A 12,976-nucleotide genomic window follows, 5' to 3' on the forward strand; every position below is an offset into this window, starting at 1 on the left:
CGTAGCGCCCGCCCGACCCCCGAGGAGCCTTCCCATGCCGCTCGACCCCCGCATCAGGGCCGTCACCGACCGCATCCGCGCCCGCTCCGACGGGACGCGCGGGCCCTATCTCGACCGGATGCGCGCCGCCGCCGCGGACGGGCCCGTGCGCGCCCACCTCTCCTGCGGCAACCAGGCCCACGCCTATGCCGCCATGCCCGACAAGGCCGCGATGGCCGAGGGGCGCGCGCCGAACCTCGGGATCGTGTCGGCCTACAACGACATGCTCTCGGCCCATCAGCCCTACGAGGAATGGCCCCGCCGCATCCGCGACCTCGCCCGCGCGCGCGGCGCCACCGCCCAGATGGCGGGCGGCGTGCCGGCGATGTGCGACGGCGTCACCCAAGGCCAGCCGGGGATGGAGCTTTCGCTCTTCTCGCGCGACGTGATCGCGATGGCGGCCGGGGTCGCCCTCTCGCACAACTGCTTCGACAGCGCCGTCTACCTGGGCATCTGCGACAAGATCGTCCCCGGCCTCGTGATCGCCGCGGCCACGTTCGGCCACCTCCCGGCGGTGTTCCTGCCCGCCGGCCCCATGCCATCGGGCCTGCCCAACGACGAGAAGGCCGCCGTCCGCAACCGCTTCGCCGAAGGGAAAGCGGATCGCGCCGAGCTGATGCGCGCCGAGATGGCGTCCTACCACTCGCCCGGCACCTGCACCTTCTACGGCACCGCCAACACCAACCAGATGCTGATGGAGTTCATGGGCCTCCACCTGCCCGGCGCCTCCTTCGTGAACCCCGGCACCCCCCTGCGCGACGCCCTGACCGAGGCCGGCGTGGCCCGCGCCCTCGAGATCACCGCGCTCGGCAACGACCACCGCCCCGCGGGCGAGATCCTGGACGAGCGGGCGTTCGTGAACGGCATGGTCGGCCTGATGGCGACGGGCGGGTCCACGAACCTCGTCCTCCACCTGCCCGCGATGGCCAAGGCGGCCGGGATCGTCCTGACGCCCCAGGACTTCGCGGACGTCTCCGCCGCGGTGCCCCTGATGGCGAAGGTCTATCCCAACGGCCTCGCCGACGTGAACCACTTCCACGCCGCCGGCGGCCTCCAATTCCTGATCGGCCAGCTCCTCGACGCGGGCCTCCTGCACGCGGACGCCAAGACCATCATGGGCGACCTCTCCGCCTACGCACGCGAGCCCGTCCTCCAGGACGGCGCCCTCGAATGGCGCGACGGCCCCGCCGAGACCCAGAACGACCGCATCGTGCGCCCCGCCTCCGACCCCTTCGCCCCCACCGGCGGCCTGCGCGAGCTGAAGGGCACCCTCGGAACGGGCGTGATCAAGGTCTCCGCCGTCGCGCCCGAGCGCCACGTGATCGAGGCCCCCGCGGCCGTCTTCCACGACCAGCTCTCCGTGAAGGAGGCCTTCGCGCGCGGCGACCTGAACCGCGACGTCGTCGTCGTGGTCCGCTTCCAGGGCCCCGCCGCCAACGGCATGCCCGAGCTCCACTCCCTCACCCCGCCCCTGTCGGTCCTCCAAGGGCGCGGCCACCGCGTCGCCCTCGTGACCGACGGGCGCATGTCCGGCGCCTCCGGCAAGGTCCCCGCCGCCATCCACGTCTCGCCCGAAGCGGCGAAGGGCGGCCCCCTGGCCCTCCTTCGCGACGGCGACATCGTGCGGGTGGACGCCGACAAGGGCACCCTCGACGTCCTCGCCGACCTCTCGGGCCGCGCCCCGGCCGAGGCCGACCTCGGGCCGAACCGCCACGGCGTCGGGCGCGAGCTCTTCGACGTCTTCCGCCGCAACGTCGGCGACGCGACCGCGGGCGCGGGATCGTGCGTGTGAGCGCGCCCGCCCCCTGCACCATCGTAGGGCGGGCTCCAGCCCGCCGTCCGGCCATACCGCCCACCGAAAGCCCCGCCCATGACCCCCGATGAGATGTCCCGGGCCACCCGCGCGATCTGCGAGCTGGCCCCCATCGTCCCCGTCCTCGTGATCGACGACGCGGCGGGCGCGAAGCCCCTCGCGGAAGCCCTCGTGAAGGGCGGCCTCCCCGCCCTCGAGGTCACGCTCCGCACGCCCGCGGCCTATGAGGCGATCCGCGAGATGGCGCAGGTCCCCGGCGGCCGGGTCGGCGCCGGCACCCTCCTGACCCCCGAGGACGTCGAGGCGGCCCTCGACGCCGGCGCCACCTTCGGCGTCTCGCCCGGCGCCACGGACCGCCTCCTCGACGCGGCCGAGGCGAACGGCCTGCCCCTCCTGCCCGGCGCGGCCACCGCCTCGGAGGTGATGCGCCTCCTGGAGCGTGGCTACGCCGTCCAGAAGTTCTTCCCCGCCGAGGCGTCGGGCGGCGCGCCCGCCCTCAAGGCCATCGGCGCGCCCATCCCGCAGGTCGCCTTCTGCCCGACGGGGGGCGTGACCCCCGGGAACGCGCCGGGCTACCTCGCCCTCCCCAACGTGCTCTGCGTCGGCGGCTCCTGGGTCGCGCCGAAGGGCGCCTCCGACGCCGAGGTCGAGGCCCTCGCGCGCGAGGCCGCGGCGCTGCTCTAGGGCGGGCCCGGCCCCGCCCGGCCGCCCACCCGCGCCCGCCGTCCTCCGCGGCGCCCCGTCGGCGCCGCCTCCAGGCCCTCGCGCAGGACGGCCGTCATCGGGTGCCCTTCGGCGCCGTGCCGCGCCAGCATGGCGCGGATCGCTTCCGGCGTGGCCTCGGTGGAGAGGGCCCAGTCGAGGAAGATCGACCGGCACTCGGGCGCCTCGATGCGCTCCATGCGGTAGGCCTCCCCGATGAGGCCCTTGGGGTCGAGCGGGTCGCGATACATCCCCGGACGCTACCCCGGCCGTAGCGTGCCGGAAAGGAGGGCCCCGACCGCCTCCGCGCCGCCCTCCCGCGCCCGGCGCAGCCGCTCCGTCAGCGCGGCGAGGTCCGGCGCCCCCCCGACCTCGCAGAGGCGGCGCACCCCGCCCGCGCCCAGCGCCTCCGGCCGCCCGCCCGCCGGGGCCAGCAGTGACAGGATCGCCTTGAGGTCCCGCAGCAGGGCGACCCCTTCCTCCACCGCCCCCGGCGCCGGCACGCCCGCCAGCGCGCAGCCCTGCGCGGCCAGCTCCAGGTCCTGCAGGCCCCCCGGCCCGTCGCGCAGCGCCCAGGGATCGCCCCCCGGCCGCGCCGCGAAGAGGCGCCGGCGCATGTCCCCCAGCGCCTCGCCCACGGTCCCGGCGGGCAGGCCCGGGGCCAGGATCGCCGCGACCTCCGCGCCCAGCGCGTCCTGCAACGGCGCAGGCCCCGCAACCGGCCGCGCGCGCAGGAGGGCCATCCGCTCCCAGGTCCAGGCCTCCTCGCGCTGGTAGCGCGCGAACCCCTCCAGCGAGGTCGCGACCGGCCCCTGCCGACCCGAGGGGCGCAGCCGCGTGTCCGCCTCGTAGAGCCGCCCGTGCTTCATCGGCGCGCCCAGCGCCTGCAGCAGCGTCTGCGTCAGCCGGGCGTGCCACTGCCTCGCCGGCAGGGGCCTGCGGCCGTCGCTCTCGCCGGTCCCCTCGAAGATCACGATCAGGTCCAGGTCCGAGCCCGCGTCGATCCGCCCCCCCCCGAGCGAGCCCATCGCCAGCAGCGCCGCCCCCCGCCCCGGCACCTCGCCATGGCGGCGCACCACGTCCGCGGCGGCGAGCGGCAGCGTCTCGCCCAGCACCGCCTCCGCCAGCGCGGCGTAGCGCGCCCCCGCCTCCGCCGGGGAAAGCCCCCGCAGAAGGTTCACGCCGATCCCGAAATGCCGCTCGGCCTTCCAGCGGCGCAGGCCGATCAGCGCCTCCTCGTAGTCGCCATGCGCCGCGCGCGCGGCCTCGCCCGCCAGGGCGGCGGCGTCCGGGAACGGCCCGAACACGTCGCCCGCCGCGATCCCGTCCAGCACGTCCGCGTTCCCCGCGAGGAACCCCGCCAGCTCCGGCCCCGCGCCCGCGATCTCGGCCACGAGGTCCATCAGCGCCGGGTTCGCCTCGAAGAGCGCGAAGAGCTGCGCCCCCGCCGGCAGCCGCGAGAGGAACCCCTCGAAGGCCAGCAGCGCCGCCTCGGGGTCGGGCGCCGCGTCCAGCCGGTCCATCAGCGGCCCCGCGATGCGCGAGAGGCCGCCCCGCGCCCGGGCCGAGCGCAGCGCGGGATACCCCTCCCACCGGGCCAGCGCGGCGGCGGCGCGCGGCGGCGGGGCGGGCGCCTCCTCCGGGCCGAACAGGGCCGAGGCGACGCGGTGCACCCGCTCCAGGGTGTCGCCGATGCGCGCCCTCAGCCCCGCCACGTCCGTCCCGTGCAGGGCGGCCTGACGCCCCCACTCCTCCGGGGCGCGGGGCAAGGCATGGGTCTGGGCGTCCTGCACCATCTGCAGCCGGTGCTCGGCGTCCCGCAGGAAGCGGTAGTCCTCCTTCAGCGCGGCGGCCTCCTCCGGGCCGATGCGCCCCGCGGCGGCCAGCCGGTCCAGCGCCTCGCAGGTGCCGCGCACCCGCAGGCCTGGGTCGCGCCCGCCATGGACGAGCTGCAGCGCCTGGGCGGTGAACTCGATCTCGCGGATGCCGCCGCGGCCCTTCTTCAGGTCGTGCCCGTCCAGCGACGCCGAAGGGCGCGATGCGCGCACCTTGGCCAGCATCCCGCCCACGTCCTGCAGGGTCGCGTAGTCCAGGCTGCGCCGCCAGACGAAGGGCGCGAGCCGTCCGAGATAGGCCTCCCCCGCCGCGACGTCCCCGGCGCAGGCCCGCGCCTTGATGTGGGCGGCCCTCTCCCAGGACCGGCCGAGCGACTCGTAGTAGCGCTCGGCCGCGTCGAAGGGGATGACGAGGGGCGTGGTCGACGGGTCGGGCCGCAGCCGCACGTCCGTGCGGAAGACGTAGCCCTCCGCGGTGGCGTCCGACAGCGTCCGCAGCGCCCCCCGCGCCGCCCGGATCAGCGCGGCCCGGTCCTCCGCGTAGGAGGGGTCCGCGGGCGTCCCGCCCCAGAGCAGGATCAGGTCGATGTCCGAGGAGTAGTTCAGCTCGCCCGCGCCCATCTTGCCCATGGCGACGGCGGTGATCCGGCGCCCGTCGGACAGCTTGCCGCGCGCCCGCTCCCGCGCGGTCGCCTCCCCGAGGGCGAGGTCCACGGCCCGGTCCGCGAAGGCCGTCAGCGCGCCCGTCGTCTCCTCCAGCGTCCATGCCCCCCCGAGGTCGCAGAGCGCGCAGAGGAGGTGCAGCCGCCGCTTGTCCCGACGCAGCGTCCCGGCCTCGCCCTCCAGCAGGGCGGCCAGGGCGGCCTCCGGCGGGGCGTCCAGCGCCTCGCGCAGCCATTCGCGCTCCCGCCGGGCGAGCTTGCACAGATAGGGCGACGATCCCGCCATGCCCGCGACGAGGTCGGCGGCGGCGCCGTCCAGCCCGTCGGCGGCGGCGCGCCCGGCCTCGGGGTCGAAGGGGCGCGGCGCGCGCGTGATCCGGTCGGAGAGCATGGGTGCGAAAGGCTCACGCGCGCCCCCTCCGGTCAAGGCCCGGCCCCCCCGCGGCAACCCGCGCGGGCCGCACGCGATCCCGCCTTCCTTCGGATAAGCCCCCAGATGGACCCCCAGGCGGGCCTCTGAGCGGGTCTCCGTGCGGGCCCTTTGTGCGGGCCCCAGTGCCGGCCCCAGTGCCGGCCCCAGTGCAGATCTTCAGGTCGGATCCCATGCAGGCCTCCATGCGGGCCCCAGTAAAAGCCTCCGTAAGAGCCCCCGCGGAAGCCTCGGCACGGACTCCCCGCGGCTCCCGGCCGCAGCCCCGGCCGGATGCCACCGCGCCCGCGCCGGCTCCGCCCGCCCCGCCCGCCGCCGCACGTCGTGCCGCGCCCCATGGGGCGCCCGCGGCCGGGGTCGCCGTGGCGGGCACGGCCGCGCGCCGGTCGCGGCCCTCTCCCGCATGGCGAGGCCGCGCGCCTGGCGCACCTCTCCCGTCCGTGCGCCCGAAGGCCCCGCGCGCGGGCCCCGATCGCCCGCCCGGGGGGAGAGGGCTCCCCCCGGCAATGATGGTGGTTCGCAAGCGCACGGCCCGGCCCTCCCCTTCGCCCGAAGGACCCTAGCGGGCCCGGGTTAACGGGGCGTGAACGGCCCGCACGGTGCGCCCGGCGGCGGTTCCCGGCAGATCGGCCCCCGATCTTGCCGTCCCATATGGTCCAGTCTGATCAATAGCATGTCCGGTGTATGTGAAAACACTTCACATCCCCCCTTGTCAGCCGACCCGCGCTTCCCATCTTCCATGATGTGAAACGGTTTCACATCGCCGGGCCGGGCGACAGGATCAGCGGCCAGAGACAGGAGAAGGACATGCACAGCACCACCTATCCCTCCCACGCCGCGCAGACCGCGACCGGCTGGTTCAACAATACCGTGGCCACCATCGACGGCTACGGCCGCGGCGCGTGGATCGCGCTCATGGTCCTCGGCTTCGTGTTCGGCGGCCCGCTCGGCCTCTTGATCCTGGCCTACGTCCTCGTCACCGGCCGGCTCGCCGGCTCGAAGCGGGCGGGCAAGCGCATGATGCGCCGGATGGGCGGCTCGACGGGCAACCTGGCCTTCGACGCCTACCGTGACGCCACCCTCCGCCGCCTGGAGGAGGAGCGCGCCGAGTTCGAGAGCTTCCTCGAGCGTCTGCGCGAGGCCAAGGACAAGGCCGAGTTCGACCAGTTCATGGACCAGCGCGCGAAGGACGCCCGCGACGCCACCCCCACGGACGACGAGCGGAAGTAACCATCCGACCCCCTGGCCGCCGGGACCCTTCCCCGGCGGCCCGACCCATGCCCAGGAGACACCGATGAACCCGGCCATCCGCCTCGACGGCCTGCCCTCCCCCGACGCCCGGCCCGAGCTCTACCGCGACGTGCCAGCCAAGCGCCTCGTGGCCTGGCTGGTGGACGCGGTCATCGTCTGGGGGCTCTGGCTCGTGCTGACGATCCTCTCGCTCGGCCTTCTGGTCTGGCTCCTGCCGTTCTTCGCGGTGCTCGACTTCTTCTACCGCACCATCGGGCTGACCAACCGCTCGGCCACGGTCGGCATGCGCCTCGCCGGGATCGAGATACGGGACCGCCGGGGCGAGCCGCTCGACTTCGGGCAGGCGTTCCTCCACACGGCCGGCTACATGCTCTCGGTGATCACCTTCCCCGTGCAGCTCGTCTCGATCCTCCTCATGGCCGGGACCGAACGGCGGCAGGGCCTGACCGACATGGTCCTCGGCACGGCGGCGCTGAACCTGCGCGGCTGACATCCGGGGTTGGCGGCGCCACGGGCCGGCGCTAGCTTCGCCCTCGGATCGCGAAGCACCCGGGGGGATCCATGCGTCACAGCCTGCCGATCGCCCCGCAGTTCTACGTCACGGCGCCGCAGCCCTGCCCCTACCTGCCTGGCCGGATGGAGCGGAAGCTGTTCACCGCCCTCTCGGGCGACCATGCCGAGGTCCTGAACGACAGCCTGTCCAAGCAGGGCTTCCGCCGCTCGCAGAACGTGCTCTACCGGCCCTCCTGCGCCGAATGCGCGGCCTGCCTCTCGGCGCGGATCCGGGTGGCCGACTTCGCCCCGTCGCGGACCCAGAAGCGCATCCAGAGGCGCAACGCCCACCTCGCCCGCGAGGCGAACGCCCCCTGGGCCACGGAGGAGCAGTTCGCCCTCTTCCGCCGCTATCTCGACGCGCGCCACGCCAAGGGCGGCATGGCCGACATGGACATCTTCGAGTTCGCCGCCATGATCGAGGAGACGCCCATCCGCTCGCGCGTGGTCGAGTACTGGGCCCCCTCGCCCGAGGGGCGCGACCTCGCCGCGGTGTGCCTGACGGACGTGCTCGATGACGGGCTCTCCATGGTCTACTCGTTCTACGACCCGATGATGCGCCGCGCCTCTCTCGGCACGTACATCATCCTCGACCATGTCCGCATCGCCGCCGAGGCGGGGCTTCCCTTCGTCCATCTCGGCTATTGGGTGCCCGGATCGCCCAAGATGGACTACAAGGCCTCCTTCTCCGCGCTGGAGATCTACAAGGGCGGCCGCTGGCAGCCCCTCGGGAACCCCGCACGGCACGACACCGCCGCCCACCCCCTCGCCGTCGAGCCCATCGCCGAGCAGGTGGCCCGCATCGACCTGCCCGACGGCTTGCCCTCCAGGCGATGAAGGTCGCGGCCGTCGCGATCATGGTGCCCTCCTGGGAGGAGGGTCTGACCTTCTACACGCGCGGCCTGGGCTTCGAGGTGGTCGAGGACGTCGCCCAGGGATCCAAGCGCTGGGTCGCCGTCCGCGCGCCCGGCGGCGGGCCGCGCCTCGTCCTGGCCGTCGGGACCGACCGGCCCATGGCCCGCGTGGCCCGCTTCCTCGAGACGGACGACTGGGACCGCGACGCCGGGCGGATCGAAGGGGCCGGCGGCCGCTTCGAGGAGGCCCCCCGGGACGAGCCCTACGGCCGCGTCGCCGTCTGGCGCGACCCGTTCGGCAACCGCTGGGACCTGGTCGCGCCCCGCTAGACCCCGATCAGGTCCGGCACGATCGTGACCACCTGCGGGAAGAAGTAGAGCAGCAGCAGCCCAAGCACCTGGATCAGCACGAAGGGGACGACGCCGCGGTAGATGTCGCCGGTCGTCACTTCCCTCGGGGCGACGCCGCGCAGGTAGAACAGGGCGAAGCCGAAGGGCGGCGTCAGGAACGAGGTCTGAAGGTTCACCGCGATCATGATCGTCACCCATTTGGGGTCCATCGTGCCGCCGTAGATCACGGGGCCGACGATCGGGATGACGATGTAGATGATCTCCAGGAAGTCGAGGACGAAGCCCAGGACGAAGAGGACCAGCATCACGATCAGGAAGACCTGTATCTCGCTGTCGAAGCTTCGGAGGAACGCTTGGATGTAGTGCTCGCCCCCGAAGGAGATCACGACGAGGTTCAGCAGCTGCGAGCCGATGAGGATGGTGAACACCATCGACGTGACCTTCGCCGTCTCGCGCACCACCGGCGGCAGCACCGCCGTCCGCCAGAGGACGAAGCATGCGTAGAGCAGCCCGAACAGCGCGAAGTGATACGCCACCTGCGCCACAAGGAAGGCGACCCACTGCTCGAACGTGGTCTGGCCGACGCCGACCCGCAGGTCGAAGTTCACCCCTGCGAGCAGCATGATGACGAGGGCGAAGGACGCCCAGATGATGATCCGGCCGGTCCGCTGCTCGTCGTGGAGCTTGCGATAGGCGGCCAGCATGATCGCCCCGCCCGCGCCCAGCGCGGCCGCCGGCGTCGGGTTTGTGATGCCCCCCAGGATCGAGCCCAGGACCGCGACGATCAGCACGAGGGGCGGGAAGACAACCCGCAGGAGGTCGTTGCGCGCCAGCCGGGCCCCCGCGGGCCGCATCGCCGCGAAGAGGATCAAGACCGGGATAGCCAGGATCAGCGCCGTGAGCCCCGGCGTGGTCAGCGGCCCGACGGCGACGGCGTCGAGCGCGAGGACCGCGAGCAGCGCGGCCGCGCCGATGGCGATGGGCCGCAGCGGGGCCGCGGGCGCGACGCCGCGCGCGAAGCTCAGCACGATGCCGAAGAGGGCGACGAAGACTGCGATGCCGGTGCCGATGGGGGCGGCGTTGGCGATCTTCAGCTGGAACAGGGCCTGCCGCTGCTCGTCGGTCAGCCGCTCGGCCAGCGTGGCGGCGCCGCTCTCGTTGAGGAGGGCCTGCTGCGCCAGGGCCGCCTCCCAGGCGGGCTGGCCGTGCAGGGCGATCATCGCCTCCTGGCACCGGGCCGACACGTTCGTGCGAAGCGCCGCCTGCTCGGCCGCCGCGCCGAACGAGCCGACGGAGACGTCCTGGCTGCCGACGAGGCCGATCTGCCCGCCGATCACGAAGAGCAGCACGATCCCGACCGGCACGAACAGGAACCAGAGCAGCCCCTCGTTCCGGGTGATGATGCCGCCGCTGGCGCGTCCTGCCTGGACTGGCGGCGCCTTGGCCGGGTTCAGGAGGGCGAAGCCGAAGGCGTAGGCCGCGTAGAGGACGGCCAGCAGGATGCCCGGCAGCAATGCCGCCTGGAACAGCGTGCCCACCGACACCACCGCCGGCTCGCCGAGATAGGTCAGCGCGTCCGAGCAGCCGACCGCCTGCGCCCGCTCCTCCTGCGCGGCGGAGTAGAGGTCGCCCGCCAGCGTGCCGAGCAGGACGATCACGATGGAGGGCGGGATGATCTGCCCCAGCGTGCCGGAGGCTGCGATCACGCCGGTGGACAGCTCCTTCGAGTAGCCCGCCCGCAGCATGGTCGGCAGCGCCAGCAGGCCCATCGTCACGACCGTCGCACCCACGATCCCCGTCGAGGCGGCGAGGAAGGCGCCGACCAGGACGATCGACACCGCGAGGCCCCCGGGCAGCGGCCCGAACACCCGCGCCATCGTGGTCAGGAGGTCGTTCGCGATCTTCGAGCGTTCCAGCACGATGCCCATCAGCACGAACATCAGCACCGCCAAGAGCGTCTCGATCGACTGGCCAGCCAGCACCCTCTCGTTGATGCGGTTCACGATGAACGACACGTTCCGGTCCAGCGCCGTCTCCCAGCCCTGGACGAACACGGGCTCGGTCACGGTGGGCAGGTCGGGGAAGCGGAACTTCGAGATGTTCAGCGGGCTCTCGCCGTCGGCGATCAGGGCGCGGTAGGCGTCCGATCCGGTGTCCACCCGCGCGTGGAGCAGCAGCCCCGACGTGTCGAGCACCGCGATGATCGCGAAGGAGATGATCGCCGCGCCGCCGATGGCGAAGGCCACCGGAAAGCCCGACAGGATCGCCCCGAAGAGCGTCAGGAAGACGATGATCAGGCCGACCTCGACCCCGTCCAGTCCGAATGGCATGTCCCCTGCCCCTTCGCTAGTGGATTTCGGCCGCGCGCGCCGCGTCCTCGTCGCCGATCACGTCGCGGTCGAGGTACCTGTTCGCGGATTCCTCGCCCTCCCGGAACTCGAGGAAGGAGCGGAGGAAGAAGGCGACCGCCTGCACGAAGACCAGGATGGCGAAGGCCAGCAGCAGGATCTTGAAGATGAAGTAGCCGTTGAACCCGTTCGGGCTGAACCCGATGGTCTCGACGTTCCAGCGCACCGCCCGGGCCTTCATCAGCATCCGGTCCAGCGTGTCCGACGCCGAGACGTTCGGCGTGATCAGGTGCCGCCACATGAAGAACCAGGCGTAGAAGTAGACCAGCGCGGCCATGGGCGCCATGAAGAGGAAGGACCCGACCATGTCGATCACCCGCTTGGCGCGGTGCCCGACGGCCGAATAGACGAGGTCCACCCGCACGTGACCGCCCTGCACGAAGGTCCACGACACGCAGAGCGCGACCACGATCGCGTTGTAGAGCTTCAGCTCCTCGCCGTACCAGGAGAGGTCCTGCGTGAACGAGTAGCCGAATGGCGAGATGGTGATCTCGGACACCCGGAAGATGCGCTGGAGCAGGACGATCACGATCTGCTGCAGCACCATGATCAGGCCCGCCCAGGCGGCGACGCGGCCGATCGCGTTGGCGAACCCCTCCATCCCGCGCACGGCGCCCCAGCCGAAGCGGGGCGACCAGACGGTGGCGGCGATCAGGGCGATCACGGCGAAGAGGACGATGCCGAACATCTCGGACGAGGCGCCGTAGTGGATGAAGCGCATCAGCGCCTCGCCGTCCGACCAGTCCGTCCAGGACGGCAGCGCGATCAGCGCGCGCACCACGTTCACGGGCGCCAGGAGGATGTCGCCGAGAAGGCCCCAGGATTCCATGACGTGCCCTTCCTTGTCGCGGCGCGGGACGCGGCGCGGCCGGCCCCCGCCGCGGGGGGCCGGCCGCACTCAGGTGCGGCGGGGCGTCAGCCCAGCACGCGGTCGCGCTGGGAGCGATAGGCCCCCTCGGAACGGGTGATCCAGTTCGAGGAGGAGTTCATCGAGTCCATCACGCTCTCGTGGATGCGCGCGAAGAGCTCGTCGCCCATGTTCTCGTCCAGCACCTCCTGCGAGGCGCGGCCGAAGGCGTTCCACACCTCGTCGGGGAACTCGAGGAGGTTGACCCCCGACGACTGCAGCCGCTGCAGCGCGGCCCCGTTCTCGGAGAGGAACTGCGCGAGGTTCCACTGGTGCGCCTCGGCGGCGGCGATCTCGATGATCTTCTGCTGGGCGGGGGTCAGCTCGTCGAAGACGTCGCGGTTCGTCGCCACCGAGAGGCCCGCGCCCGGCTCGTGGAAGCCGGCGGTGTAGTAGTTCTGCGTGACCTCCTGGAAGCCGGCCTTCTCGTCCGCCCAGGGGCCGATCCACTCCGTCCCGTCGATCGCGCCGGAGGAGAGGGCCTGGTAGACCTCCGCGCCCGGCAGGTTCTGCACGGAGGCGCCGAGCTTGCCCAGCGCCTGGCCGCCGAGGCCCGGCATCCGGAAGCGCAGGCCGTTGAAATCCTCGGGGGAGTTGATCTCCTGCCGGAACCAGCCGCCCGCCTGGGCGCCCGTGTTGCCGCCCAGGAAGGACTTCAGGCCGAAGATCTGGCCCAGCTCGTCGTGCAGCTCCATGCCGCCGTCGTGGTAGTACCAGTTCGCCAGCTCCTGCGCGGTCATGCCGAAGGGCACGGCCGTGAAGAAGGCGTAGCCCGGGTGCTGGCCGACGAAGTAGTAGTCGGCGCCGTGGTACATGTCGGCCTGCCCGGCGGTGACGGCGTCGAACACCTCGAAGGCGCCGACCAGCTCGCCCGCGGCGCGCAGGTCGACGGTCAGCTGCCCGTCCGACATCGCGGTGATGTTGTTCGCGACCCGCTCGGCGGCGTCGTGCACCCCCGCGAGGCCGCGGCCCCAGGTGGTCACCATCGTCAGCGTCCGGTTGCCCTGCGCGTAGGCCGGGGCGGCCAGCGACGCCGCGCCGGCGGCGGCGCCGCCCACGGCGCCCTTGGTCAGGAATGAACGGCGGTCCATGCGGATGTCTCCCTTGGTATGTCTCTCGCCCCCGTGCCTCCGGCGCGGGCGCCGGCAGGGGTCGTCTCGTTGCAGTGCGCG

11 protein-coding genes are annotated in these 12,976 nt (G+C 73.0%); 6 read left to right on the plus strand and 5 right to left on the minus strand.

Annotated features, from left to right (window positions below):
- Window positions 1-34 precede the first annotated feature (34 nt).
- Entirely contained in the window at window positions 35-1,831 is a 1,797-nt protein-coding gene (gene edd, locus BCF33_RS05435; protein WP_106159856.1) for a phosphogluconate dehydratase, read from the plus strand.
- 78 nt (window positions 1,832-1,909) lie between these two features.
- Window positions 1,910-2,536, plus strand: coding sequence for a bifunctional 4-hydroxy-2-oxoglutarate aldolase/2-dehydro-3-deoxy-phosphogluconate aldolase (gene eda / locus BCF33_RS05440; protein ID WP_106159857.1), 627 nt, complete (start codon window positions 1,910-1,912; stop codon window positions 2,534-2,536).
- Here eda and BCF33_RS05445 read toward each other — a convergent pair.
- Together BCF33_RS05445 and BCF33_RS05450 are read right to left on the minus strand one after the other, a co-directional pair.
- Window positions 2,533-2,805 carry a hypothetical protein gene (locus BCF33_RS05445; RefSeq protein WP_106159858.1) on the minus strand — a complete coding sequence of 91 codons (273 nt, stop codon included), beginning with the start codon at window positions 2,803-2,805 and terminating at the stop codon, window positions 2,533-2,535. The two genes, eda and BCF33_RS05445, sit on opposite strands and share 4 nt — an antisense overlap.
- Before the next feature lie 9 nt (window positions 2,806-2,814).
- Entirely contained in the window at window positions 2,815-5,442 is a 2,628-nt protein-coding gene (locus BCF33_RS05450; protein ID WP_106159859.1) for a [protein-PII] uridylyltransferase family protein, read from the minus strand.
- A gap of 846 nt (window positions 5,443-6,288) precedes the next feature.
- Here BCF33_RS05450 and BCF33_RS05455 point away from each other — a divergent pair.
- The 4 genes from BCF33_RS05455 (at window position 6,289) to BCF33_RS05470 (ending at window position 8,468) form a co-directional block, all read left to right on the plus strand.
- The gene (locus BCF33_RS05455) at window positions 6,289-6,711 is read left to right on the plus strand and encodes a DUF2852 domain-containing protein (RefSeq protein WP_106159860.1); all 423 of its coding nucleotides are present in this window, start codon (window positions 6,289-6,291) and stop codon (window positions 6,709-6,711) included.
- Between the two features lie 64 nt (window positions 6,712-6,775).
- Window positions 6,776-7,222 carry an RDD family protein gene (locus BCF33_RS05460; protein WP_106159861.1) on the plus strand — a complete coding sequence of 149 codons (447 nt, stop codon included), beginning with the start codon at window positions 6,776-6,778 and terminating at the stop codon, window positions 7,220-7,222.
- A gap of 71 nt (window positions 7,223-7,293) precedes the next feature.
- Entirely contained in the window at window positions 7,294-8,121 is an 828-nt protein-coding gene (locus tag BCF33_RS05465) for an arginyltransferase (RefSeq protein ID WP_106159862.1), read from the plus strand.
- On the plus strand, window positions 8,118-8,468 hold the full coding sequence (locus BCF33_RS05470) for a VOC family protein (protein ID WP_106159863.1): 351 nt from the start codon (window positions 8,118-8,120) through the stop codon (window positions 8,466-8,468). Before BCF33_RS05465 ends, BCF33_RS05470 begins: the two co-directional genes overlap by 4 nt.
- Here the strand turns inward: BCF33_RS05470 and BCF33_RS05475 are convergent.
- From BCF33_RS05475 to BCF33_RS05485, 3 genes are all read right to left on the minus strand, one after another.
- The gene (locus tag BCF33_RS05475) at window positions 8,465-10,819 is read right to left on the minus strand and encodes a TRAP transporter large permease (RefSeq protein WP_106159864.1); all 2,355 of its coding nucleotides are present in this window, start codon (window positions 10,817-10,819) and stop codon (window positions 8,465-8,467) included. The genes BCF33_RS05470 and BCF33_RS05475 overlap by 4 nt on opposite strands.
- Window positions 10,820-10,835: 16 nt before the next feature.
- Window positions 10,836-11,726: a TRAP transporter small permease subunit gene (locus BCF33_RS05480; RefSeq protein ID WP_106159865.1), complete on the minus strand. Its 891-nt coding sequence runs from the start codon at window positions 11,724-11,726 to the stop codon at window positions 10,836-10,838.
- Window positions 11,727-11,812: 86 nt separating this feature from the next.
- Window positions 11,813-12,895 carry a TRAP transporter substrate-binding protein gene (locus BCF33_RS05485; RefSeq protein ID WP_106159866.1) on the minus strand — a complete coding sequence of 361 codons (1,083 nt, stop codon included), beginning with the start codon at window positions 12,893-12,895 and terminating at the stop codon, window positions 11,813-11,815.
- Window positions 12,896-12,976 lie beyond the last annotated feature (81 nt).

Source organism: Hasllibacter halocynthiae (assembly GCF_003003095.1).
Lineage (GTDB): Bacteria > Pseudomonadota > Alphaproteobacteria > Rhodobacterales > Rhodobacteraceae > Hasllibacter > Hasllibacter halocynthiae.